The organism is Rahnella sp. RFA10(1/100), assembly GCF_004195115.1.
Classification (GTDB): Bacteria; Pseudomonadota; Gammaproteobacteria; order Enterobacterales; family Enterobacteriaceae; genus Rahnella; species Rahnella perminowiae.
The window spans coordinates 312,600-337,409 of sequence record NZ_SEWR01000002.1 but is presented as its reverse complement, the minus strand read 5'-3'; the positions used below and the strand labels follow the sequence as shown (position 1 = coordinate 337,409).

At 53.0% G+C, this 24,810-nt stretch carries 21 protein-coding genes; 7 read left to right on the top strand and 14 right to left on the bottom strand.

What is annotated here, in order from left to right; genetic code table 11:
* Positions 1 to 202: 202 nt before the first annotated feature.
* Together ETV65_RS08215 and rlmF are read right to left on the bottom strand one after the other, a co-directional pair.
* Positions 203 to 1,513 carry a PAS domain-containing methyl-accepting chemotaxis protein gene (locus tag ETV65_RS08215; RefSeq protein ID WP_129952408.1) on the bottom strand — a complete coding sequence of 437 codons (1,311 nt, stop codon included), beginning with the start codon at positions 1,511 to 1,513 and terminating at the stop codon, positions 203 to 205.
* A gap of 344 nt (positions 1,514 to 1,857) precedes the next feature.
* The gene (gene rlmF / locus ETV65_RS08210; protein WP_129952407.1) at positions 1,858 to 2,826 is read right to left on the bottom strand and encodes a 23S rRNA (adenine(1618)-N(6))-methyltransferase RlmF; all 969 of its coding nucleotides are present in this window, start codon (positions 2,824 to 2,826) and stop codon (positions 1,858 to 1,860) included.
* Positions 2,827 to 3,032: 206 nt separating this feature from the next.
* Here rlmF and ETV65_RS08205 point away from each other — a divergent pair, with 206 nt between their 5' ends.
* Positions 3,033 to 3,662 (top strand): flavin reductase family protein, encoded by a 630-nt coding sequence (locus ETV65_RS08205; RefSeq protein WP_129952406.1) that lies wholly within the window; start codon positions 3,033 to 3,035, stop codon positions 3,660 to 3,662.
* 83 nt (positions 3,663 to 3,745) lie between these two features.
* Here ETV65_RS08205 and ETV65_RS08200 read toward each other — a convergent pair whose 3' ends face one another.
* The 4 genes from ETV65_RS08200 to dinG form a co-directional block, all read right to left on the bottom strand.
* Positions 3,746 to 5,608: a M3 family metallopeptidase gene (locus ETV65_RS08200; RefSeq protein WP_129952405.1), complete on the bottom strand. Its 1,863-nt coding sequence runs from the start codon at positions 5,606 to 5,608 to the stop codon at positions 3,746 to 3,748.
* A 112-nt stretch (positions 5,609 to 5,720) separates the two neighbouring features.
* The gene (locus ETV65_RS08195) at positions 5,721 to 6,062 is read right to left on the bottom strand and encodes a zinc ribbon domain-containing protein YjdM (RefSeq protein WP_129952404.1); all 342 of its coding nucleotides are present in this window, start codon (positions 6,060 to 6,062) and stop codon (positions 5,721 to 5,723) included.
* 219 nt (positions 6,063 to 6,281) lie between these two features.
* Positions 6,282 to 7,244, bottom strand: coding sequence for a DNA-binding protein YbiB (ybiB, locus tag ETV65_RS08190; protein ID WP_129952403.1), 963 nt, complete (start codon positions 7,242 to 7,244; stop codon positions 6,282 to 6,284).
* Between the two features lie 46 nt (positions 7,245 to 7,290).
* A complete protein-coding gene (gene dinG, locus ETV65_RS08185; RefSeq protein WP_129952402.1) occupies positions 7,291 to 9,465 on the bottom strand; it encodes an ATP-dependent DNA helicase DinG in 2,175 nt (724 codons plus the stop codon).
* Here dinG and ETV65_RS24905 point away from each other — a divergent pair.
* The 3 genes from ETV65_RS24905 (at position 9,464) to ETV65_RS08175 (ending at position 11,909) form a co-directional block, all read left to right on the top strand.
* On the top strand, positions 9,464 to 9,604 hold the full coding sequence (locus ETV65_RS24905; protein ID WP_165383710.1) for a hypothetical protein: 141 nt from the start codon (positions 9,464 to 9,466) through the stop codon (positions 9,602 to 9,604). The two genes, dinG and ETV65_RS24905, sit on opposite strands and share 2 nt — an antisense overlap.
* 185 nt (positions 9,605 to 9,789) lie before the next feature.
* The gene (ompC, locus tag ETV65_RS08180) at positions 9,790 to 10,899 is read left to right on the top strand and encodes a porin OmpC (protein WP_047608711.1); all 1,110 of its coding nucleotides are present in this window, start codon (positions 9,790 to 9,792) and stop codon (positions 10,897 to 10,899) included.
* Positions 10,900 to 11,102: 203 nt separating this feature from the next.
* Entirely contained in the window at positions 11,103 to 11,909 is an 807-nt protein-coding gene (locus ETV65_RS08175) for a 5'-nucleotidase, lipoprotein e(P4) family (protein ID WP_129952401.1), read from the top strand.
* An 89-nt stretch (positions 11,910 to 11,998) separates the two neighbouring features.
* Here the strand turns inward: ETV65_RS08175 and ETV65_RS08170 are convergent, their stop codons facing one another.
* The 4 genes from ETV65_RS08170 to yieE all read right to left on the bottom strand — a co-directional run bounded on the left by ETV65_RS08170 (position 11,999) and on the right by yieE (position 16,630).
* Entirely contained in the window at positions 11,999 to 12,835 is an 837-nt protein-coding gene (locus ETV65_RS08170; protein ID WP_129952400.1) for an ABC transporter ATP-binding protein, read from the bottom strand.
* The gene (locus ETV65_RS08165; RefSeq protein WP_129952399.1) at positions 12,835 to 13,917 is read right to left on the bottom strand and encodes an iron ABC transporter permease; all 1,083 of its coding nucleotides are present in this window, start codon (positions 13,915 to 13,917) and stop codon (positions 12,835 to 12,837) included. The genes ETV65_RS08170 and ETV65_RS08165 overlap by 1 nt, the downstream gene beginning before the upstream one ends.
* A gap of 233 nt (positions 13,918 to 14,150) precedes the next feature.
* On the bottom strand, positions 14,151 to 15,626 hold the full coding sequence (locus ETV65_RS08160) for an amino acid permease (protein WP_129952398.1): 1,476 nt from the start codon (positions 15,624 to 15,626) through the stop codon (positions 14,151 to 14,153).
* A gap of 131 nt (positions 15,627 to 15,757) precedes the next feature.
* Positions 15,758 to 16,630 (bottom strand): DNA-binding transcriptional regulator YeiE, encoded by an 873-nt coding sequence (gene yieE, locus ETV65_RS08155; protein ID WP_129952397.1) that lies wholly within the window; start codon positions 16,628 to 16,630, stop codon positions 15,758 to 15,760.
* A 188-nt stretch (positions 16,631 to 16,818) separates the two neighbouring features.
* On the opposite strand from yieE, the gene ETV65_RS08150 reads away from it, so the two are divergent.
* The gene (locus tag ETV65_RS08150; protein ID WP_129952396.1) at positions 16,819 to 17,925 is read left to right on the top strand and encodes a YeiH family putative sulfate export transporter; all 1,107 of its coding nucleotides are present in this window, start codon (positions 16,819 to 16,821) and stop codon (positions 17,923 to 17,925) included.
* Between the two features lie 90 nt (positions 17,926 to 18,015).
* Complete coding sequence (nfo, locus tag ETV65_RS08145; RefSeq protein WP_129952395.1) at positions 18,016 to 18,882, top strand: deoxyribonuclease IV; 867 nt, start codon at positions 18,016 to 18,018, stop codon at positions 18,880 to 18,882.
* Between the two features lie 160 nt (positions 18,883 to 19,042).
* Here nfo and fruA read toward each other — a convergent pair whose 3' ends face one another.
* The 3 genes from fruA to fruB are packed head-to-tail and all read right to left on the bottom strand — an operon-like array spanning position 19,043 to position 22,821.
* On the bottom strand, positions 19,043 to 20,743 hold the full coding sequence (gene fruA / locus ETV65_RS08140) for a PTS fructose transporter subunit IIBC (protein WP_129952394.1): 1,701 nt from the start codon (positions 20,741 to 20,743) through the stop codon (positions 19,043 to 19,045).
* Between the two features lie 15 nt (positions 20,744 to 20,758).
* Complete coding sequence (gene fruK / locus ETV65_RS08135; protein WP_013574663.1) at positions 20,759 to 21,694, bottom strand: 1-phosphofructokinase; 936 nt, start codon at positions 21,692 to 21,694, stop codon at positions 20,759 to 20,761.
* Positions 21,691 to 22,821 (bottom strand): fused PTS fructose transporter subunit IIA/HPr protein, encoded by a 1,131-nt coding sequence (gene fruB / locus ETV65_RS08130; protein ID WP_129952393.1) that lies wholly within the window; start codon positions 22,819 to 22,821, stop codon positions 21,691 to 21,693. The genes fruK and fruB overlap by 4 nt, the downstream gene beginning before the upstream one ends.
* 460 nt (positions 22,822 to 23,281) lie before the next feature.
* Here fruB and ETV65_RS08125 point away from each other — a divergent pair, with 460 nt between their 5' ends.
* On the top strand, positions 23,282 to 24,496 hold the full coding sequence (locus ETV65_RS08125; RefSeq protein WP_129952392.1) for a sugar efflux transporter: 1,215 nt from the start codon (positions 23,282 to 23,284) through the stop codon (positions 24,494 to 24,496).
* Here ETV65_RS08125 and ETV65_RS08120 read toward each other — a convergent pair.
* Positions 24,493 to 24,747 carry a YkgJ family cysteine cluster protein gene (locus ETV65_RS08120; protein WP_129952391.1) on the bottom strand — a complete coding sequence of 85 codons (255 nt, stop codon included), beginning with the start codon at positions 24,745 to 24,747 and terminating at the stop codon, positions 24,493 to 24,495. The genes ETV65_RS08125 and ETV65_RS08120 overlap by 4 nt on opposite strands.
* Positions 24,748 to 24,810 lie beyond the last annotated feature (63 nt).

Genomic DNA, 24,810 nt, shown 5'->3' with positions numbered 1-24,810 from the left:
ATCTGGGCCGCAACTCCCAACTGCGGATGAGCCGCAGCGAAGTGATCATACCGTAATGACTTACCGCGTGCCAATTGCGAAATCAAGAAGTTGAGAACTTGATTCAGAGTAAATTTTAGCCGTTACATGGAGTTACATCAGATACAGGTTTTTTGCCCAAGGGCGATTCAGAAATCTTGCTGAACGGAGCGGCCTCCTGCCACTAATGCCTCGTCTGTTCCTTTTCCCTCGCGACGACAGAAAACTCCGCCATCATTCGCACCAGATCTTGCATGCCGAGATTTACCTGATTGATCACATCACCCGCATTGCGGCTCAGTGCAACGCCGCCGCCCGCGCGGCTGACACAATTCCCCATGCCGTCAATCGCAGCCATCACACCGTCGCGGATGTTTTGTGTGAGCTGATCTATCTCAACAGCCGCTTTGCGGGACTGATCGGCCAGTGACCGGACTTCCCCCGCCACCACAGCAAACCCCCTCCCTTGCTCACCCGCGTGCGCAGCTTCAATAGTCGCGTTGATGGCCAGCAAATTGGTCTGTGAGGAAATACGGCGGATGGTGTCAACCATTTCGCCAATGCGTTCCGAAGTCTGACCCAGTTGTCCGATGATATCGGAAGTCCGCCGTGCCAGCGCTTCCACTTCCTGCATATCTTCCACGGCTTGCCGGACGATGGTTACCCCCTCTGCCGCCGTTTTATCAGTGGTCAGCGACAGTTCATGCACATGTGTCATCATGCTTTCCTGCTGACGCTGCTGATGCATCTGATCCGTAATGTCATGCGCAATTTTAACGATCTTTATCACTTTGCCGTCATCATCTATCACCGGATTATAACTCGCTTCCAGCCAGACAGGCTGGCCGCGGCCATTGATGCGCTCAAAACGCCCGAGAATAAACTCACCGCTTCGCAGACGCTGCCAGTGATGGCGGTAATCGATGGAATCACGGTATTGCGGGAGACAAAACATCGTGTGGGAATGGCCCTTAATTTGCTGTAAAGAATATCCCATGAGTTTCAGGAAGTTATTGTTCGCAGAAATCACACTCCCCTCAGGTGTAAAGGTAATCAGTGCCATCGAGCGGTCTAGCGCTTGTAAAATTCCCTGGTGTTCGTGCGATTCGTTAATTCTTTCGGATACATCGCTGGCAATTTTAATTATCTCAGTCACTTTTCCTTGTTTGTTTTTTACCGGAACATACGTCGCTTCGAGCCAGATGATATTTCCATTCTTCTGTACACGTTTAATATTCCCGCTGACCGACTTTCCCTGCCGTAAACCTTCCCAATGGAGACGGTACGCATCACTGGCAACAAATTCCGGGGTGCAAAAAATCCGATGAGGCTGGCCCATCACCTCGCCTCTGCTGTACCCCATGCTGCTGAGAAACAGATCATTGACCTCAAGCACCACGCCTTCCGGCGTAAAGGCAATCATCGGAACCGCCAGCTGGATCGCAGCGAATTTATCACGCCATGCCGCACTAAACTGATGAGAAAATAATTGCATAGGACAGACACCCTGTGGCTGATAACGTGAATTAATGCGTAAACGCAATTAATTGATAAAAAATGCACGTGCTAATTTCCACAGGTGATAAGTAAAGTTACTCATACTCTGCGAAAGATTAGTCTGACCCCTGGGTGGGTTTTAGGCAGGCGTGTACAAAATATAAATATTGCGGTAATAAACAAACTCACCCGCAAAATCATTACTCTGATAATTAATCAATTTTATTATAGTGAATTAAGCTTAATTTAATTTACCGAAAAAGAAAGGGGCTGGCACCAGTATTTTTTCCAGCGCATACATCGTCAGATGAACACGCTGGGATACAGGAATTCACAACGTGATCAGGCTGACCAGCGTTTGATTGCCCAACTTTTTTGCTGCGAAGGTGTCAGGAAGGTCCAGGCGACAAAACGGCTGATCTTGTTGCCATGCACCATTTCGACCGTGCGGACATCTGTCGCGCCTTCTTCGCGAAGTGCATCATACAATAACGGCAGCGTGGTTTTTTTGGAAACCAGCACGGTATACCAGAAGCAGTTCTGCGCCTTACCGGCACTTTCTTCTGCCATGCGGACAACAAAGGCTTCTTCCCCGCCCTCACACCATAATTCGTTGTGCTGACCACCGAAGTTAAGCTCCGCCGTACCCGCACGTCTGTCCAGACCGAGATTCTGGCGTTTGCGCTGGCTACCGGATGCCGCATCTGCCGCCGACGCGTGGAATGGCGGATTACATAACACTGCATCGTAACGCTCATCGTGGCGGATAATGGTGTCGAGAATACGCTGCGGTTTCGCCTGTAAACGGAAACGCACCTGGTTGGTCAGTTGCGGGTTGGTGGCGACGATTTTTTTAGCCGCCGCCATCGATACCGGATCGATCTCACTGGCGGTAAAGCGCCAGCCATATTCGCGCAAGCCAATAATCGGATAAATACAGTTCGCGCCAACACCGATATCCAGCACAGAAATGTCTTTTCCCTGTGGGATATTGCCATTATTGCTGCCAGCCAGTAAGTCAGCCAGATGATGGATATAATCCGCACGCCCCGGGATTGGCGGGCACAGATAGTCCGCCGGGATATCCCAGTTTTCAATCTGATAGCAATCGCGCAGTAAAGCACGGTTCAGGGCTTTTACCGCCTGAGCATTGGCAAAATCAACCGACAAATCGCCCCATTTATTTTCGACCACGAACGGTGCAAGTTCCGGGCTGCTGGCAATCAGGGCCGGGAAATCATAGCGGCTGCGATGACGATTTCGCGGGTGAAGACCGCTTTTTTCCTGAGGGAAGACTTTCTTTTTTTCCACCTGAGTGACTCTCCGAAAGGTGTGCGCGACGCATAAGATATGCGATGGGGCGTTAGATATTCATCAATGGCGCACAAGATACCACAAAGTGCCGCCGCCTGCCGGATGCATACAGACTGAGACGGGCACATAAAAACGGTCACCCCCCGGTTAAATCGGGTAATGTACAAATCATAGTCTTTATGAATTATTTGCTGAGGAAAATCATGAGCACTGATGATCGCTATTACTATGAACCCGCTAAAGGCCACGGCCTGCCCCATGACCCGTTAAATGCCATTGTCGGCCCGCGTCCGATTGGTTGGATCTCATCACGTAATGCCGCCGGACAGCGCAATCTCGCACCCTACAGCTTTTTCAACTGCTTCAATTACCGCCCGCCGATCATCGGTTTCGCCAGCAGTGGCTGGAAAGACAGCGTGGCAAACATTGTCGAAACCGGTGAATTTGTCTGGAACCTGACCACCCGCGGGCTTGCCGTTAAAATGAATGAGAGTTCGGCTTCGCTGGAACACGGCGCGGATGAGTTTGAATTCGCGGGCCTGACGCCACAACCCGGCAGCCTCGTTGCCGCCGACCGCGTACTGGAAAGTCCGGTGAATTTTGAATGCCGGCTCACGCAATGCATTCAGCTGAAAACGGCAGCCGGCGGCGATATTGATACCTGGCTGGTCCTGGGCGAAGTCGTGGGTGTTCATATTGCCCGGCATTTACTGGTTGATGGTGTGTATCAGACGGCCCTCGCTGAACCGGTATTACGCGCGGGTGGCCCTTCCGCTTACTATGGTATTTCCGAAGATTTGCGCTTCGATCTTATCCGCCCGGACGCCCGCTGAGTTCAGATTCAGCCCAAAAAAAGCCACCGCACGATGGATACCGGCGGTGGCTTTTACAGGCGTATTATAACGTGCTGGCGTAACTATTTACGGCCGTAATTCTGCTCAACAAAATCGGCAAAGTCCTGACACATAGCATCATCGCCGTCCGCGCTGTCTGCCAGGATCAGCGTGCCATCCACTACGCGGATATGTACATTCAGGTCAAAGTCCGCTGCAGGCTGCTCACGTTCAGATGCTTTTTCAATCGTCCGCTGCGCGTCCTGCCAGGCCGCATCCACCGTCTGATTACAGGCCTGCGCCAGATAATCCGGATTAAATCCTTCACCGGTCAGACTGCGCAACGTATCGTCGTGACTGACGCTGTTCCCCGGCGTCCAGTAGTGTCTGGCCAGATCCGGGCCAATGGCCGGATTATCGGTCAGATAGCCATCACGTTTAAGGAAGAAGGCACGCGTCTGTTCAACGGCCATCATCGCCAGCAGATAGCCCTGATAGGAACAGGCAGATTCCATAGAAAGTAAGTGCGGAATGGCAAGCGTCGGACGCGGACTGCCGGTTACGCCCAGAATATGGGTTTCGACATCACGCGCCAGCGCTGTCATGGCTTCCGGTGTGCGCTTCTCATCCGGCCACTGATAAAGCTGCCACTCGAAATACGGCACCAGCAGAATGTGGCGTTCATTGAAGGAACGCATCGGCTGACGGGCTTCAATGCTTGCACGGATCAGTTCATCCGGCACCGGTTCACCCGCAGTATTTTTCGCGTAACGCTTCAGCCAGTCTGCATCTTCCAGCAGGCTGTCGCAGAACATGGACTGCGTTTCCGCATAGGCCATCGACGTCGGCGGAAATTCCTGCGAGAAGCATGGCGCATTCTGGCGGATATTGGCGAAGTGCGCCGCATGGCCACCTTCATGGAACAACGTATTCAAACCATTCGCACCACTCCCAATCTGATCAGGTTTCGCCAGGCTGGTGAAATTGATCACCGCCGGCACCCATTTACCGTTGTCGTAGAACGGCGGTACCGGCCCGTGCATAAAACCATTTTCAAACTTGCCTTCGCGCACCAGTAAATCCAGCTGCATCTCTGCACCGTTAAAACCGATATTCAGGCGTTTGAAACTGTCTATCCAGCGACGCAGGGAATCAGCGAACGGAAAGTAAGGATCGAGCTGACGGGTGACGTCACCGGCGCTGGCAAAGCGAATATTCCATGGCAGCAGCGCGGCGTCGCCTTCACGCGCCACCAGTTCATTGAGGCTGCGGGTGTTGCTTTCACGGGTTTGTTCTTCGAAACGATCGAGGATGGCGAATAATTGTTCCGGCGACATGCGCTCGGTTTTATTCACTTTGTAGTCGAAGTAATTGCGGTAACCAAGCTGACGCGCAAAGCGGTTACGCAAGCCAATCAACTCAGGTAAACCGTTATGCAGCAGCCAGTCCTCCAGTTCGCGCAACGCATTTTGCGAGCTCCGGCGATAAGCTTCGTTTTCGTTATTCGCCTGATTAGTCAGCAGCTCACCGAGGGAGGCATTAACACGCTCGCCTTTGCTGTTGATGTGCGTCATACGGTACTGCTTACGTTTGCCGAACAGTACGGATTCCGCCTGAATAATTTCATCAAGCAGCGCCTGCGCTTTGGGGTCTTCAATCACATTGCAGTCAAAGAAATTCAGCCAGCCATGCAGGCCATGCAGCAAGGCATCACGCGTCTCACTGGCAGATTCTTTTTCGACGCGGGTAATTGCATCACGTAATTCCTGCGGGCGGGAAGGTTCAGCGATAAAACGTTTGTAAGCCGTTTCGGCAGCGGAGAAAGCGGCGGAAACGCTATCATCACCGGTGCCCATATAGTATTGCCAGAATAAATTCTCTTTATCCTGATGGACTTTGAGGTAATCGCGATTGAGGGCGTTAAAGTAGTCCTGAGCCTGTGTCATGCATTCGTCTCTGCTGAAAGTTAACGAGATTATGCATTGAGTGTATGTTCGCAAAGCGGTTATGTCGATATGGCAGAACCGCTTTTGAATGTCAGGCTGGGGTGTGCGGAGATCAGTTTTTCTTAACAAATTCTGATTTGAGTTTCATCTGACCGAAACCGTCAATTTTGCAGTCGATGTTATGATCGCCCTCGACTAAGCGGATGCCTTTCACTTTAGTGCCGATTTTCAGCATTGAAGAACTGCCTTTCACCTTAAGGTCTTTGATCACGGTGACAGAATCGCCATCCGCCAGCAAATTACCATTGGCATCTACCACTTTCAGCACATCATCATCCGCAGCGGCATCGCCGTTCATGGACCACACATGTCCACATTCAGGGCAGTTAAGCATTTCACCGTCCTGCCAGGTGAATTCGGATTTACAAGTCGGGCAAGCGGGCAATGTTTCCATAGTTAAGTCTCCATAAATATTTATAAAAAAACGAATGAAATCATAAAATAAATTTCGTAGTTCCTTTATTTTAACGTTTAACCCCCCTTTTGAACAGGGTAACGGAGTTTTTGGGGAGCTGAGACAAACCTAAACGCAGGATTTATAGAGTAATAAGGGCTGTTTTTTAACTCCTCCCCTTCGCAGGAGAGGGAGCGGATCGAGTTCGCCAGAACGTAATCAGAAAATCTGATCCACAATCATTTTCGCTTCGGCCATATCGGCACAAACGCCGGTCGCCACCAGGCAGCACATCAGTTGAGTCAGAATTGCCTGCGGGATAGCGCGCTCGCCATTCAGACACTGGGTGATGTACGCGACGGTGGTCTCCACGTCTTTGGTTGCCGGTACGTCCGCGCTGAAAATCTCTTCCTTTTCTGCCAGTACACGCTGTTCACCACCGGCGATAAAGTGTGTCTGCGGGAAGCGTGAAGGGTTAGCATACACTTCACCTTCGGTGCCCTGTGTCAGAAGTGCACGGCCATCAATCTGGCGGAAGAACGACGAAACACGCTGCACATATTCAGGGTGCGAAACGCTTGATAAACGCAGGGAGTCCTGGCCGGTAAAGGGTGTGATAAGTTTCGCCAGTGTATGGCTGCTGTTTCGCACCCCCAACTGCCAGCGCAACGCGAGTTGTTGACTGACCGGCGGGCAAAGCACGGAAACCGGCACAAATACCGGCGCATTAGCGGCATCTGTCAGTTGTTGCGCGTCCTGTTGGCCTTGGGCTGCGCGGATACCCAGCGCGCGGAAAATCTCAGCGCTGGTGATGCGGGTCGGATCTTCATCCACGCCATGCACCAGCACCGGCAAACCAAGACGGCTGAGCAGGATCGCCAGCAGCGGCGTCAGATTCGCCTGTTTGCGTGCACCGTTATAGGAGGGGATCACCACCGGCAGCGGGCGCTCAGCAGGTGCCTGAAGGCGCATTACGCGCTCCTCCATCGCCTGATAAAAACCGAGCATTTCCTCTTCCGCTTCGCCTTTAATACGTAACGCAATCAGCAGCGCACCGAGTTGCAGATCCGCCACCTTGCCCGCCAGCATGTCGCGATATAACGCATACGACTGCTCACGATCCAAATCGCGGGCGTGATTTTTGCCCCGTCCTACTTCTTTGATGAGTCTGGTGTAATCCATCGTAGCCTTACCTTAATCTGTGCAAGCATATATGGGTGCAAAGACGCTACCGTCTGCGCGTGCGGCGGCGAACCGGGTCTTTCTTCGCAGCCTTGAGAATATCCGGGCGCTTCACTGAACCGGGCGCGGGCATTTCACGGTGTTCAATCGGGAATACCGGCAAAGCAGCCAGCAGGCGTGCACCATAATTTTTGGTCAGCAGGCGCTTATCGTAAATCACGATTTCGCCCGTACATTCATGGCTGCGGATCAGTCGCCCGACCTGCTGAATCAGATTGAATGATGCGCTGGGTAAACTCTGCACTTCAAACGGATAACGTTTCAGCGTTTTCAGCCACTCGCCTTCCGTCAGAATAACCGGACTGTCGACAGGGGGGAAAGCGATCTTATGGATGTGCACCTGCGTCAGCAGTTCCCCTTTGAGATCTAAGCCTTCCGCGAACGATTGCAGGCCGACCAACACGCTGGTGGTGCCGGCCGCAACCCGTTTACGGTGTTCCTCAACCAGCCGGTAACGCGGCTGATCGCCCTGAACCAGTAACATCAGACGTAAGTCCGGTAACAGGGCCACAAATTGTTGTAACGCACGGTTGCTGGCAAATAACACCAGCTGGCCGGTATGCAACCCTTTCGCCAGTTCAGCGCGGAAAAAATCCGCCATTTCCCCGATGTGCGCGGCTTCATTCGCCATCACCGGCTCCAGCGTCATTTGCGGAATGACCAGCTTGCCCTGCGTAACATGGCTGAACGGCGAATCCAGACTGACAAAGCGGTCACCGGCCTTTTCCGTCAGTCCGCTCATTTCCTGAAGCCGGGAAAAACTGTTCAGTGAGCGCAGTGTCGCGGAAGTGATGACGACATGCGGCACCTTTCGCCACAGCATTTTTTCCAGTTGTTCACTGACACGGATCCCCGCGCAATGAAATACCAGATGTGTCTGGTTATCGAAATAGGAACGCGTTACCCATTTACCAATCGGTGCATTCGAGGCTTTATCCAGCGCCGCCAGTCGCCACAGTTTACTCATGGTTTCGAGATAACCCTGCATGCGGCTCATATGTAAAATCGCGCGGTGTAAACGCAAAATATCGTGCTTGCCGGTTTTCTCGCTCAGATCGTTGACCATGTATTCTGCCAGGCTGCGCAAACCATCGGTGAGTTTAAACAGGCGGCTGCATTGTTCAGTCAGTTCCGGCGGCAAAATGCCCAGTTCAAAGCGGTACTCCGCTTCCGGTTCAGCAGGCGGCAGAGACTGGCTGACCGATTGCTCGACCAGCACCAACAGTTCGCGCATTTCAGCGCAGTGATTATGCAGGCGTTCCGCATTGGTCAGCGGTGGCGGATTTTTCGGGGTGAACAGCGTCAGACATTGCTCAATCTGGCGCACAAAGTTATCCAGTTGCAGGTTATTCCACACCGCCGTAATTTCGGCATCGACTTCCAGTGCATCCCGCGCCACGTCCGGTAAATGGTGGCCTTCATCCAGCACCAGCAGCAAATCTTTCGCTGGCGGCAATACCGATTCAGATTCCAGCGCGGCCATCACCAGTGCATGGTTGGTCACTACTACATCGGCGCTTTCAATTTCTTTACGCGCCACAAAGTACGGACATTCGCGGAAATAATGACAGTTACGGCTGAGGCAGTTGGCTTTGTCCGTGCTGATTTTTATCCACAGCGGATCGTCAATCGTTTTCTGGTAATGATCGCGCAATCCGTCCCACTCGTACCGGGAGAGTGCGGTTTCCAGCGTTTTACAGAATTTCTGCTCCTCTCCGCTGGAAGGCGCCAGCTCATCGCCGAGGAATAACCCGAGATCGCCCTGCGCATTCTCATTACTCATTGCCGCCAGGTTGCGCGGACAGACATAACGACCACGCCCGAACGCGCCCGTGAATTTCAGGTCAGGGATGATTTTTTTCAGCAGGGGTAAATCCTTACTGAAAATCTGATCCTGCAACGCCACATTCGCGGTGCTGACGATCAGCGGTTTTTCTTCCTCACGGCTGACGGCAATGCCGGGGATCAGGTAGGACAGCGTTTTCCCGACGCCGGTTGGCGCTTCGATGGCCAGATGCCGTGCCGAGTCACCCGAGAACGCTTTAGCCACCTCTGCAATCATCTGACGTTGCGGAGCGCGGGAAATAAAGTCCGGGATTTGCTGTTGCAGGGCTTTGTACCACTGGCTTATCTGATTTTTTACTGCGGGGGAAAGCGCCATGCATCTCTTTTTAGTTGAAAGTAAGACCGGAGTGTCAGCGGCTATTGTCACACAGACCGGCGGCTGGCGCAGCCCGAAATCGCGGATCCGGGCATTTGACGTGGTCGAATTTTATGGAGAAAAAAGGGAGGACGTGTAAAAAAAGAAAAAGTTCATTTCTGACTGTCATAAATTGATCACAAATATACGGTAAAAAACTCTCGCTGAGAAAAATCCGAGCCCACACGGAATGCACAGCAAAAAATGATGATTAACGTCTTTCCATAAGACTTCATATAAAGCTTTCCCGAAAAGCTTTTAATAGAAAATGCAGGGTAAAAATTCATGAAACGTAATATTCTGGCACTTTTAATTCCTGGTTTACTGATTGCATCAGGAGCTCACGCAGCGGAAGTTTATAATAAAGACGGTAATAAACTGGATCTGTACGGTAAAGTAAAAGGTCTGCATTACTTCTCTGACTCGGCCAGCAATGACGGTGACCAGAGTTATATTCGTTTCGGTTTTAAAGGCCAGACACAAATTAATGACCTGATCACCGGCTACGGCCAGTGGGAATACAACGTCATGGCTAACCATGCTGAATCTGACAGCAAAACGCCAAGCACCACCGGCACGAAAACCCGTTTGGCCTTTGCAGGTCTGAAATTCGGTCAGTACGGTTCCGTCGATTATGGCCGTAACTACGGCGCACTGTACGACGTTGAAGCCTGGACCGATATGTTCCCTGAGTTCGGCGGCGACGGTTATACCAAAGCTGACCGCTTCATGACCGGCCGTACCAACGGCGTAGCCACTTACCGTAACCGTGGCTTCTTCGGCCTGGTTGACGGTCTGAACGTTGCCGTTCAGTACCAGGGCAAAAATGAAAACGACGGTCGCGGCAGCAGCACAGCGAACGGCGACGGTTATGCACTTTCTACCACGTACGCACTGGGTGACACCGGCGTGAGCTTCGGCGGCGCGTATGCGTCTTCAGACCGCACCACGGCTCAGAGTAATTCCACTTACGGCAAAGGTGATAAAGCGGACGCATGGACAGGCGGCATGAAATATGATGCTAATGGCGTTTATTTAGCCGCCATGTATGCTGAAACCCGTAATATGCTGGCTATTACTGTGCCTGGCGGAATCGCTGGCGCACCGGCTGGCAGCGGTTTTGCGAATAAAACACAAACCTTCGAAGCTGTTGCACAGTATCAGTTTGAAAATGGCCTGCGCCCTTCACTGGGTTATGTCCAGACTAAAGCGAAAGATATTGAAAACATCGGTGATGCCGACCTGGTTAAATACGTTGACGTCGCAGCGACCTATTATTTCAACAAAAATATGTCCGCTTATGTTGATTATAAAATCAACCAACTGTCTGACGACAATAAACTGGCTCTGAACAACGACGATGTCACTGCTGTTGGCCTGGTTTATCAGTTCTAAATTTAAGCGTTAACCCCCTCATTGTTATTTCTCTGTCTTTGATTTTTTTGGCCGGACTCACCCTCCGGCCCTTTTCATTTCTGCCATTTTCCCGCTATATCTCGCGTAATGCGTCATTTATTCTTCCACACCCCGCTGAATCTGCTACAGTTTTAACGATTTTCATGAATGCGAATCTTTCTTAACAAGCATAGGGACAACCAATGAATAAAATTTCGCTTTGCACCACCAGTGCTTTAATCATGCTGGCCCTCAGCGGCTGTGCGCAGCAAAAACCAGATGCCCAACAGAAGCTGAACGATCAGTCCGTCATGGCGCTGAACTGGTTCCAGCAATCTGGTGAATATCAGGCACTGGCTTATCAGGCATTTAATACGGCAAAAATGGCCTATGACCAGGCGCAGCCTCTGGCCGGTCAGAAGAAAGCGGTTGTCGTTGACCTCGATGAAACTATGCTCGATAACAGCGCATACAGTGCGTGGCAGGTCAAAGCGAACAAGCCATTCGACAGCAAAACCTGGGCTCAGTGGACCGCAGCCCGCCAGGCAATGGCCGTTCCGGGCGCTGTTGAATTCGCCAATTACGTCAACACCCACGGTGGCACGATGTTCTATGTGTCTAACCGCAAAACCAGCGAATACGCCGCAACACTGGATAACATGAACCGTCTGGGCTTTACCGGCGCCAACGAAAAAACCTTGTTGCTGAGTTCTGATACCTCCAACAAACAGCCACGTTTTGATTCCATCAAGGCTGCGGGCTATCACGTGGTGATTTACATCGGCGACAACCTGAATGATTTTGGTTCTGCAACCTACCATCAGGGTAACGAGCAGCGCCGCGCGTTTGTGAATCAGAACCATCAGCACTTCGGCACACAATATATCGTGCTACCGAACCCGCTGTACGGCGACTGGGAAAGCGGTCTGGCGAAGGATTACAACAAGTTAACGCCTGAGCAGAAATTGTCAGCGCGCGAGCAGAATCTGAAAGCGTGGAACGGGAAATAAGCCCGTTGCGGTTTGCTCCTCCCCTTCGCAGGGGAGGAAGCGGATCGGTGAACGCCTGAGTAATGTCTGCCTTTTGTCAGGACATAACGTTAAATCTCCGGATCCCCCACTAACCCGTCAATCAGTATCTGCGGAGTCCCTTGCGAGCAGCGCTCAATTCTGCCGCGCACCCCGTAGACCCGCGCCAGACTGTCGGCGGTGATCACCTCTTCCGGTTCGCCATCGGCAATCAGATTGCCATCTTTAAGCATCAGTATACGGTCGCCGTGACGCAGGGCGATATTGATGTCATGCACGACAACCACCGTCACGATATTGCGTTTCCGGGTTTCCTTACGCACCAGATCCATGACATGGAACTGATAGTTGAGATCCAGTGCGCTGAGCGGTTCGTCGAGCAAAAGTAACGAAGGCTGACGGATCAGGGATTGTGCCAGGCCGACCAGTTGCTTCTGGCCACCGGAAAGCTGATCAAGATAACTCAGCGCCAGATGCTCGATACCCAGCTGGCGCAAAAGCGCCATCACTTTCTCCGTGCCTTGCGCATTCCTGCCTTTCCCACCGGAGGCGCGCTGTGCCACGATGATCGACTCCAGCACATGCAGATGCACACCCGCAGGCAGAGTTTGCGGCAGGTAAACCACCTGCTCTGCACGTCGCGCAAACGGCATCGGCATTAAATCATGTCCGTCAAGCATCAGCTGCCCTTCTGCCCGGTTAAGCCCGGCGAGGGCACGCAGCAACGTCGATTTACCGCTACCGTTTGGCCCGAGCAGTACCGTAATTTTCCCACGGGGTAACATTGGCACATTAAGATGGCGGATCACGTGGCGCTTCGGGTATCCCGCGTTAAAATCGCGGATTTGCAACCCCTGCGTAGCGACATTCAGTAAATCTTCAGGACGCATTTCTAACATCTCAGACATCAGACATTCCCCCGGTGACGAAGAATAATACTCAGGAAGAATGGCACGCCAACCAGAGACGTTACGATGCCGACAGGAATAATGACGCCCGGTACCAGATTTTTAGAGGCCACCGAAGCCATCGATAACACCAGTGCGCCAATCAGTGCACTGGCGGGCAGGTAGAAACGGTGATCTTCACCAAACATCAGGCGGGCGATATGCGGTGCCACCAGCCCGATGAAACCGATCGGCCCGACGAATGCCACCGCCAGCGCGGAAAGAATACTGATGCGCAGCAGCGTCCCCAGACGCAGACGGCGTACATCAATACCAAAGCTGACAGCGCGATCTTCACCCAGCCGCAGCGCCGTGAGTTTCCACGCGCTCATCATCGACCACGGCAGCAGGATCAGGAAAGCCAGAACCATCACACCGAGTTTGACCCAGGACGCCCTCGCCAGGCTGCCCATCGTCCAGAAAACCAGCCCCTGTAAGGTATCTTCGGTGGCGATAAATTGCATCAGCGAAACCAGTGCGTTGAAAGTAAAGACCAGCGCAATACCAAACAGCACGACGCCGGAGCTGGCAACGCGCGTCCAGCGGGTGATGCCGTCGAGCATCAGTGCGGCAAATAAGGCAAAAATGAAGGCGTTGGCGGAGATAAACCATTGATCCGGTACCCCCGGAATACCGATGCCAAGCACAATCGCCAGCGCGGCACCGAATGCCGCAGCAGAAGACACGCCCAGCGTAAACGGGCTGGCCAGCGGATTATTGAGGATGGTCTGCATTTCAGCACCGGCCAGGCCCAGTGACATCCCGACCGCCACCGCCATCAGCGCGTAAGGCAGACGAATGTCCCAGACAATGACCCGCGTACCCGGATCCGCCGCCGCAGCATCAAACAGCGTTTTCCACAGCGTGCCAAGTGATAACCCCGAAGGCCCCATAATGAAATCAATCACCAGTGAGACGACAATCGCCAGTACCAGGATCAGCATAATAAACAAACGGCGACGTACGATATTCTGGTATCGCCCCATAACGCTGTCTTCTGCGTTGCCTTTCACCGCCAGGGCGGGTTCGGTAGTTGCACTCATTTTCGCTACAATCTCATTAAGTTAAAAACTTACGGCGGAAGAACCTGTTCTGCGGTTCCCGTAGGAAGGCAATAAATGATAATAATTATCAATGTGTTTTGCAAAACCTATCAGGCATGCAGATTAAACAAGGGGTAACAAAGCATGACGTTATAAGTCTCCCGGCATGGATCGCAGGCAAAAAAAAGCGGAGCCTGAGCTCCGCGTTTCCAGAATATGAAAATCCGGGTCTGTTACTTATCGACGTGATCCGGGAATTCCATGTCGCTGTATTTCACCACTTTGGTGCCTTTGCTCAACTTGTAGCCGAACCAGATGATCAGGAACAGCGGCAGGCCGATGTAAGTTGCCGCAACACCGCCCCAGTCAATGGTGTCCTTGAGGAACGCCTGATAGTTCTGGCCCAACGTAATGATCAGACAGAGTACAAAGGCAAAAACCGGACCGAACGGGAAGAAACCTGACAGATAAGGCAATTTCTTCAGGTCACGTCCCTGCAGGACATAACCACGACGGAAGCGGTAATGGCTGACTGCAATCCCCAGCCAGGCGATGAACCCCGTCATGCCCGAGGTGTTAAGCAGCCACAGATAAACCGTCTGATTACCAAACATTGAACTCAGGAAGCACAGCGCAGCCACGATGGTGGTGGCATACAGCGCGTTACGCGGCACACCGCCTTTTGACAATTTGGCGAACATGCGTGGCGCTTTACCTTCACTTGCCAGTGTAAACAGCATACGGGTTGAGGCGTACATACCAGAGTTACCGGCAGACAGTACCGCGGTCAGGATCACGGCATTCATCACTGCCGCTGCTGACAACAGACCGGCATTACGGAACACCAGTGTGAACGGGCTGACGGAGATATCGCCAACTTCGTTACGCAGCAGGCTTGGATCGGTATAAGGAATGATCAGGCTGATGACCAGAATCGCCAGAATATAGAACAGCAGGATACGCCAGAAAACCTGACGCACGGCACGCGGAATATTCTTGCCCGGGTTCTCCGATTCACCCGCTGCCACACCGATCAGTTCTGTACCCTGGAAGGAGAAGCCGACAATCATTGCCACACCTATCATCGAGGCAAAACCGCCCGCAAATGGCGCATCACCGATGGCCCAGTTATGCCAGCCCGCTGTTTCAGCACCACGCATGATACCGGTGATCATCAGTACGCCGACGGCAATAAAGATGATGACAGTGACCACTTTGATCAGCGAGAACCAGTATTCCGCCTCGCCAAAACCACGCACGGAAATGTAGTTGAGCAGGAAGATCAGACCGAGGAACAAAGCGCTCCAGATCCAGCCAGGCGTGTCCGGGAACCAGTAATTCATCACCAGTTGTGAGGCCACCAGGTCAACCGCGATGGTGACAGCCCAGTTGTACCAGTAGTTCCAGCCCAGGGCGAAACCGAAGCCTTCTTCAACATAGCGGGAGCCGTAGGTAGAGAACGAACCTGAAACCGGCATGAACGCCGCCAGTTCACCCAGACTGGTCATCAGGAAGTAAACCATGATGCCGATTAATGCGTAGGAAAGCAGTGCCCCACCCGGGCCCGCCTGGGAAACTGTCGCACCTGAAGCAACAAATAATCCCGTACCAATTGAACCGCCGATGGCGATCATCGTTAGGTGACGTGCCTTAAGCTCGCGACGCAGTGTGGGAGCCACCTGCGTATTTTTTGTAGGTTGTTGAGCCATTTTTTCCCTATATCCGCTCGTCATGTGGAAATTTAAGCGCGGATTGTAGCAAAACCTGCCGCTCTGAATAGCAGGAACGACCTGTTATAAGACACCTTCATAACTGGCTGCAGATCATTAGTGAAAGACCGTTATTGGGCTTCGCGACAATAGGTCAGAAACCGTGATAATGCGCCGGAGATATGTTTTTGCCGATGATGGATCAGGTAAAGTTTGCGCACCATCGGCGCGACCGGCAACCGGATCTCTACCAGAGAACCACTGCTTAGCTGCTCAGAAATCACCCGACGTGAAAGGCAACTGATCCCGATGCCATGCCTGACAGCATGCTTAATTGCCTCGGAATTCCCCAGCTCCATGACCAGATTAAAATCCGGTAGCTGCGGCAACAGCAGGTGATCTAACACTTCACGGGTACCGGAACCGCGCTCGCGCAGGATCCAGGGTTCACGCGCCAGCGACTCCAGCGAAACCACCCGCCCCGCCAGCGGGTTTTCCGGTGCGACAAACACCACCAGTTCGTCATCCAGCCAGGGCTGTGTGATCAGTTCAGGCAACTGACACGGGCCTTCAATCAAACCGAGATCGACACGAAAGTCCGACACTGCATTAATGACATCGTTGGTGTTACCCACGTTCAGTTCCAGCGGTGTGTGGGGGAAATCCAGACGATAATCCGCAATCATCGCCGGCAGCATATAGTTGCCAATAGTGCTGCTCGCGCCGATGCGCAGCGAACCGTTGTCGTGATTAAACAGATGCTCGATTTCGCCAGCCTGTTCGAGCAATGCCAGCGCTTTCGGATACAACAAACGCCCATGCTCATTAATGACCAGCCGCTTACCGACACGGTCAAATAACTGCACGCCCAGTTGCCCTTCAATATCGGCCAGCGCCGCACTGACCGCAGATTGTGATAATGAAAGCACAACTGACGCCTGCGTGGTCGAACCGCTTTTCAGCACCTCGGCGAAAACCTCAAGTTGTCGCAATGTTATGTGCATAAATGTCCCGCTATTCTCATGCGCCCTATAGCACGCTGTGCTTTTAGTATAGACCCTTGCCTTGCAGGCCTCTTTTGAATGGATACTCTATACCACTTTTATAGATAGGTTATAAAGTAATAATCTATTTCATTTTTATATAAGCGCGGCGTAGCCTTATCTCATCACTCCTGAATGAGGAACGGACAATGAATACACTTGCGCTTAAAAACGAAAATAAAAAAGCGGCGGATAACCCGCATCTCCCTCATTTTTCGGGCTTTCGCCGCGTGTTACCCGGCCTGGCGCTGACCGGTATGATCACTGCACTGGCGATCTGGCTAAGTGATATTCCTGCGCTAAATCATCTCGGCCTGAGCGCACTGACGCTGGCGATTGTCATCGGCATGGTAATCGGTAACACGGTGTATCCGGCGGCAAAACCCTGGTGTGAGGAAGGTGTGACGCTGGCGAAGCAACGTCTTCTGCGTCTGGGCATTATCCTTTACGGTTTACGACTCACGTTTGCGCAAATTGCGGATGTCGGCGCGACCGGTATTCTGACTGACGCGCTGATGCTGTGTTCCACTTTCGCCCTCGCCTGCTGGCTTGGACAGCGGGTCTTTAAACTGGACCGCGATACCTCGATGCTGATTGGCGCGGGTAGCAGCATCTGTGGCGCAGCGGCGGTGATGGCGACGGAACCGGTGCTTAATGCCAAAGCCGAGAAAGTGACGGTTGCGGTGGCAACTGTCGTGATCTTCGGAACAGCAGCCATCTTTTTGTATCCGTGGTTATGGCATCTGAATGCTCAGTATCACTGGCTGAGCTTTACCGCTGCCCAGTTCGGCATCTATACCGGTTCGACGGTGCATGAAGTTGCGCAGGTCGTGGCAGCCGGTCAGGGTATCAGCCCGGATGCGGAAAACGCGGCAGTGATCGCCAAGATGATCCGCGTCATGATGCTGGCGCCGTTCCTGTTGCTGCTCTCTGGCTGGACGTCACGGAAAGCCGGGCAACAAGGCGGTCAGATGACGGGCATGCGTAACATTACTATCCCGTGGTTTGCCCTGCTGTTTATTCTGATAGCGGCAGTTAATTCACTCAATATTCTGCCCCACAGCTGGATCCCGATGCTGATTACGTTCGATACCGTGCTGCTGGCGATGGCGATGGCAGCGCTCGGGCTGACCACCCACATCAGCGCATTACGTCAGGCGGGCCTTAAACCGATGCTGCTGGCGGCGGTATTGTTCATCTGGCTGATTGTCGGCGGTGCCGGTATCAACCAGCTGGTTCAGCAGCTTTTGGGCTGATGTTGCTGCTTTTAACACTTCAGTGCTGCGCCTCCTGCCAGGAGGCGCTATCATTTGCCCATAAACGCGATGAATAACTGAGGAGCAAAAATGAAGTTTGTGGGAGCACACGTGAGTGCAGCCGGGGGGGTCGATCAGGCGGTTCTGAGGGCACACGAGCTGGAAGCCACGGCTTTTGCGCTTTTCACCAAGAATCAGCGTCAGTGGAAAGCCGCACCGTTGCCGGAAGACGTCATCGGAAAATTCAAAGTGGCTTGTGAAACATACGGCTACCAAAGCAGTCAGATTTTGCCGCACGACAGCTACCTGATTAACCTCGGTCATCCGGTCGCCGAAGCGCTGGAGAAATCACGCGAGGCGTTTCTTGATGAGTTGCAACGCTGCGAACAACTGGGCCTTTCACTGCTAAATTTCCATCCGGGCAGCCACCTGATGCAAATCGCAGAAGATAAATGCCTGGCGCTGATTTCTGAATCTCTGAACATTGCGTTGGATAAAACCAAAGGCGTGACAGCGGTTATCGAAAACACCGCCGGTCAGGGCAGTAATCTCGGCTTCCGTTTCGAGCATCTGGCCAAAATTATTGAAGGCGTGGAAGATAAAAGCCGCGTGGGTGTCTGCATCGATACCTGTCACGCCTTTGCGGCGGGTTACGATCTGCGTACGGTGGAAGAATGCGAGAAAACCTTTAAGCACTTTGACGATGTGGTAGGTTTTCAATACCTGCGTGGTATGCATCTCAATGATGCGAAAAGCGCATTCAACAGCCGCGTTGACCGCCACCATAGCCTCGGCGAAGGTAATATCGGCAATACCGTCTTTAGCTGGATCATGAAAGATGCACGTTTCGACGGTATCCCGATGATCCTCGAAACAGTCAATCCGGACATCTGGAAAGATGAAATCGCCTGGCTGAAAGCACAGCAAACGTCTGAAAGTGGCGAAGCGGCAGCTTAGTTTTTACAGTAAATTCCGGTCGGCTCCCTCCCCCTGCGAAGGAGATGAGTAAAAAAGAGAATGACTCATGCTCCATACTCTCTTTTCTTTCGCAGAGAAGGCGCAATAAAAAAGGCGCGACATTCACATGTCGCGCCTTTTGGCTTTTAACGATTTACCGTTATGCAGCAGCTTTCGCAGCTACCGCAGCATCTGAACGTTTCAGAATCGCGTATGCACCACCCGCCAGAACCGTACCGGCGATAATTGCCACCAGATAACCGAGTACCGGTGTGATTGCGCCAGGGATCAGCAGCACGAACAGACCACCGTGTGGTGCCATCAGTTGCGCATGGAATGCCATCGATAAAGCACCGGTCAGTGCACCACCTGCGATACAGCATGGCAGAACACGCATCGGGTCACGGGCTGCGAACGGAATCGCACCTTCAGAGATAAAGCACAGACCTAATACCAGCGCCGCTTTACCCCCTTCACGTTCGCTTTGCTCAAACTTATGACGCGCCAGCAATGTTGCCAGTCCCATCGCCAGAGGAGGTACCATACCGGCAGCCATGATGGCGGCCATAGGGGCGTAGACGGAAGAACTCAGCAATGCCACGCCGAACGCGTAAGCGGCTTTGTTCACCGGGCCACCCATATCGGTACACATCATCGCACCGAGAATTGCTCCAAGCAGTACCGCATTGGCTGTACCCAAAGATTGCAGCCATGCAGTCAGACCCGCCATGATTTTGGCAACCGGCGTACCGACCACGTAAATCATTACCAGACCGGTAATCAGGCTCGCCACCAGCGGAATAATCAGGATAGGTTTCAGCGCTTCCATACTTTGCGGTAATTTCAGCTTGCCGCTGATGGCTTTCGCCACATAACCCGCCAGGAAACCTGCAATGATACCGCCGAGGAAACCAGCACCGGTGCTGACAGCCAGCATGCCGCCGATAAGACCCGGCGTCAGACCCGGACGGTCAGCAATAGAGAAGGCGATGAAACCGGCCAGAACCGGCACCATCAGCGCGAAGGCTGAAGCCCCCCCGATTTGCATCAGCGCAGCGGCCAGCGTGCCTTTCACTTCAAAGGCTTTGATACCGAAGACAAATGACAGCGCGATACACAAACCACCCGCTACCACCATTGGCAGCATGTAAGACACCCCGGTCAGCAGATGGCGGTACGGGCCTGCGCCACCCGCTTCTTTTTTCCCTGTGCCCGTTGCTTTGCCCTGAGATTTCGGCTCAAACACATCAGCTTCAACCAGCGCTTTGTCCAGTTCCTGTTTGGTCTTTTTCAGGGCCAGACCGGTAGATGTACGATACATCGGCTTACCGGCAAACTTCGCCAGATCCACCTCTATATCAGCCGCGACGATCACCAGATCAGCCGCTGCAACTTCTTCCGGCGTAATAGCATTACCGGCACCGACAGAACCGCGGGTTTCGACTTTTACCCACCAGCCGCGTTTTTTTGCTTCGGTTTCAATGGCTTCAGCCGCCATAAAGGTATGTGCAACACCCGTCGGGCAGGCTGTGATAGCAACGATACGTTTCGGGCCGCTGGCGGCCGGAGCCGGCACAGCTGCCGCAACCGGGGCGACATACGGTTTCGCTTCAGCCAGCGCGCGTTGCAGGAAAGTCTCCGGATCACGGACTGCGTCAGACACGTCACCGGTATAAATATTTTTGCCAGCCAGGGCGGGCTCATTAGGTACGGTTTCACCGGCCACAACCACCACATCAGCCTCAGCGGCCTGTTCAGTCAGCTGGTGGCCTGCTTTCGCCGCAGCAGCAGCGAGCAAATTTTTCGCCAGTTGGCTGCGAGCCTGTCCCAGCGAACTGTCTATCATCAGCAGCATTTTCATTCTGCCTCCTGCGGGTTAAAAGGGTTTCAGATCAACACGGGCCATCATCGCCGCAAGTTGCGGACGATCGGTGACACCAACATTACTCTGGCTGACAGCCAGGGCAGCAACTGCGGTTGCCAGCCGTAACGTATGTTCACTGGATTCACGCATCAGCAAACCGTAGATCAGGCCACCGACCATGGAATCGCCGGCACCTACGGTGCTGACAACTTCACAGGCTGGTGGTTTGGCGATCCAGGCACCGGATGCGTTAACCCACAATGCACCTTCAGCCCCCAGAGAAATCACCACATGGGCGATCCCCTGATCACGCAAGGCGTGTGCGGCTTCTACTACGTCACTCAGTTCCGGTAATTTACGGCCAGCCCAGATTTCCAGCTCACGACGGTTAGGTTTAACCAGCCACGGAGCAGCTTTCAGACCGGCAACCAGCGCTTCACGACTGCTGTCGAAGATGATGCACGGGCACTGTGCGCGCAGACGTTTCATCCAGTCGGTGAAGGCATCAGGATCAACACCCGCTGGCAGACTGCCACTGACAGCCACCATGTCGAACTGACCCAGCCATGACAGTGAATCCGTCACGAAACGTTCCCAGTCCGCAGGCGTGACATTAAAGCCTGAGAAGTTGAAGTCGCTGACTTCGCCGTCTTTTTCAGTCAGTTTTACATTGATGCGGGTACGGCCGTTGACGACCTGGAAGCGGTTCGCGATACCCAGATCGCTGAATAACAGCTGGAAGCCATCCTGGTTTTCTTTTCCCAGGAAACCGCCAACGGTGACGTCAATGCCGAGATCTTTCAGCACTTTGGCAACGTTAATCCCTTTACCCGCCGCGTGCAGGCCGGTGGTTTGTACCAGATTGACTTCACCCCGTTCGATTTCAGGGCAGTAACCGACCAGATCGTAGGCCGGATTTAAAGTAATTGTGGCGACCCGACGGCTCATGCGCCCTCCCCAAGACCTTCAGCAATCGCTTCACCGATGGTTTTTAATGCCAGTTCTGCATCTTCACCGCTGGCAGTAAAGCGCAGGTGGTGACCTTTTTTAACGCCCAGCGCCACGACTTTCATCAGGCTGCGGCCGTTGGCAGGTTTACCGCTGCCATCAAGATTCGTTACCGTGATTTCACTGCTGAACTGTTTGATTACGTTCACCAGTGCGGTGCCCGGACGTGCATGCAAGCCGTGTTCGTTACGGATAACGTATTCAGCGGTCAGCACATTGGCTTGTTCTTCGACTTCGCTGGTCAGCAAGGCCAGCACACCGACGGAATCTGCCGTCAGCAAGCGTTCAGCTTTGTTGGCAATCAGCAAATCGCTGAGATAGTTCAGCACATCGAGCGGCTGACCGTCGGCAACGGAAATCGTCAGCAGCATGGAGACTTTTTCGCCATCCAGATCAAACGCCTGCTGCGCACGGCTTACTGTTGCCGCACTTTTCAGGTTGCCTTCGGTGCTGTCGCTCAGCCAGATGCCCTGCCCGAGGTTCAGCGGTTTTCGGCTGATGACATCGCTGACAAAAGCGTTATCGACCGCACCAATCTCTTTCAGGCGGCCTGCGTTCAGCGCCTGTAATGTGATCAGGTTTTCAGCGGCCACATCGACCGCGATAAGCTGGGTATCAAACAGGAATTCAGCCGCATTTTTTTCGCCCATCAGCAGGCTGCGTAATTCTTCAGCAGAATCTGTTTTTGCCAGGCGATCGGCCACACTGTCATCACTTAATACGTGCGTCAGCTGGCGAAGCAAACCGAGGTGTTCATCAGAACGGGCTGCGATGCCGATCACGACATATGCCGTCTGACCTTCACCCCAGGTAATCCCCTGCGGGAACTGGAAAACCTGCACGCCGGTATCAAGTACCAGGTCACGGGTATCCGTGGTGCCGTGCGGGATTGCGATGCCGTTGCCAAGGTAAGTCGAGGTTTGCAACTCACGCGCCAGCATGCCGTCTACATAACCTTCGCTGACGCGACCGGCCTGAGTCAGTGCTGCTGCAACCTGGCGAATAGCGTCCTGCTTATCGCTGGCAGCCGCACCGAGATGAATATCTTGCTGTGACAGTTGGAACATAATTCTCCTCTCCTGCTGAAATTGAATCGTTTCAGCTTTACTGAGAAAAAAGGAGCGCCATCAGATCTCAGGAGAAAAATGACAACGCTGAAACGTTTCAAGGAGTCTCAATCCGGCCTGTTTTTAAATCAAGCTTTCCCTGATTTTGCATAACAATTTTTTGATGTTACGCACAGTTTCCTTTTTGAGGGCTTTCCGAAACAGATTACTTAACGCAAATGCTGAAGCAGGCTGACGTAAAATGCTGACACAAGCTGACCGGTGGTGGTCAGGCATGATGCCGTAAAAAAAGCCCCCCTGATCTGGCGGTTTTTGACACAAAGTGCGGTTTTATTCTTCAGTATGGCAAATTCACGCCGGTTTACATTTTTGATGATCAAAACCTGTTTTTGTTTTTTTTAAACTGACGTAACATTCGCGCAAATTTTGTCCCCTCCCCTACATCCGGTTCATTTACCTAATGCGAATTTCTACAACGTCAGCCCGCCGTTTACCCGACATGACGTCGACTGCTTTTCTGATCATCGCCTTTCTCACGGGCATTGCGGGCGCATTACAGACGCCAACCCTCAGCCTGTTCCTGACGTCTCAGGTGCACGTCAGCCCGTTTATGGTCGGTATCTTCTTTACCGGCAGCGCCGTGATCGGTATTTTCGTCAGCCAGTTGCTGGCGACGTGGTCTGATAAACGCGGTGACCGCAAAACGCTGATTTTGTATTGCTGCATACTGGGTGCGCTGGCTTGTGTGCTTTTCGCCTTCAACCGTAATTACTTTATTCTGCTGTTCATCGGCGTTTTGCTGTCGAGTTTCGGTTCTACGGCAAACCCGCAGATGTTCGCGTTAGCCCGGGAGCATTCCGAAAAAACCGGCCGTGAAGCCGTGATGTTCAGCTCAATTTTGCGCGCACAGGTTTCGCTGGCATGGGTGGTCGGCCCGCCGCTGGCCTTCGCCCTGTCGATGGGATTTGGTTTTACCTTTATGTACTGCGCTGCCGCGCTGGCCTTCTTACTGTGCGGTGTAATGGTGTGGATGTTCCTGCCTTCAATGCCTAAAGCGCACATCAAAACCACCGCCACGCTGGAAGCACCCCGCCGTAACCGCCGCGATACACTGATGCTGTTCATTGCCTGTTCGCTGATGTGGGCAGCAAATAGCATTTATCTGATTAATATGCCGCTGTATGTGGTGCGTGAACTGGGACTGCCGGAAAAACTGGCGGGCGTGCTGATGGGCAGTGCCGCCTGTCTTGAAATTCCGACCATGCTGATTGCCGGGTATCTGGCTAAGCAGTTAGGGAAACGCTTCCTGATGCGTTTTGCCGTGCTGGCGGGGGTGATTTTCTACGGCTGCCTTCTGTTTACAACCGGTGCAGCCATGCTGATTGCTTTACAGTTGCTGAACGCGATTTTCATCGGCATTCTGGCCGGGATCGGCATGCTGTATTTTCAGGATCTGATGCCGGGTCAGGCAGGAGCCGCCACCACGCTTTTCACCAACTCAACACGGGCGGGCTGGATCCTCGCCGGTTCGCTGGCCGGAGTGATCGCGCAGTTCTGGACATACCATGCGGTATTTTACGCCGCACTGGTGATGGTGATCGGTTCAGTGTTGTGTATCTGGAAAGTGAAAAACGTCGATAAGCCGGCTGAAAGTATGCCAGCGGCGGCGGTTTAAGGCGCCGTATCCGCTTCCAGCTTAATCAGATAAGTCAGTGCCTGGTCGCGATGTGTAAAACACATTTCGCGGCTGGCCTGCAGACTGGCGCACACTTTCGGGCGCAGCGGTGAGGCGAAAATTTTACACAGGAAATTATCGGCCAGCTGAACACAGCGTGTATTCGCCGGCTTGCCGTCTGGCATCCCCGGGATCGGGCTTGAAATTGAGGGCGCTATGCAACAGGCTCCGCAATCAGTACGACAGTCCATCAACAGCCTCCTCAGGCCTCATTTTGAGCCGCGACAATAGCAGGCGAGGTAATGCGCCACCAG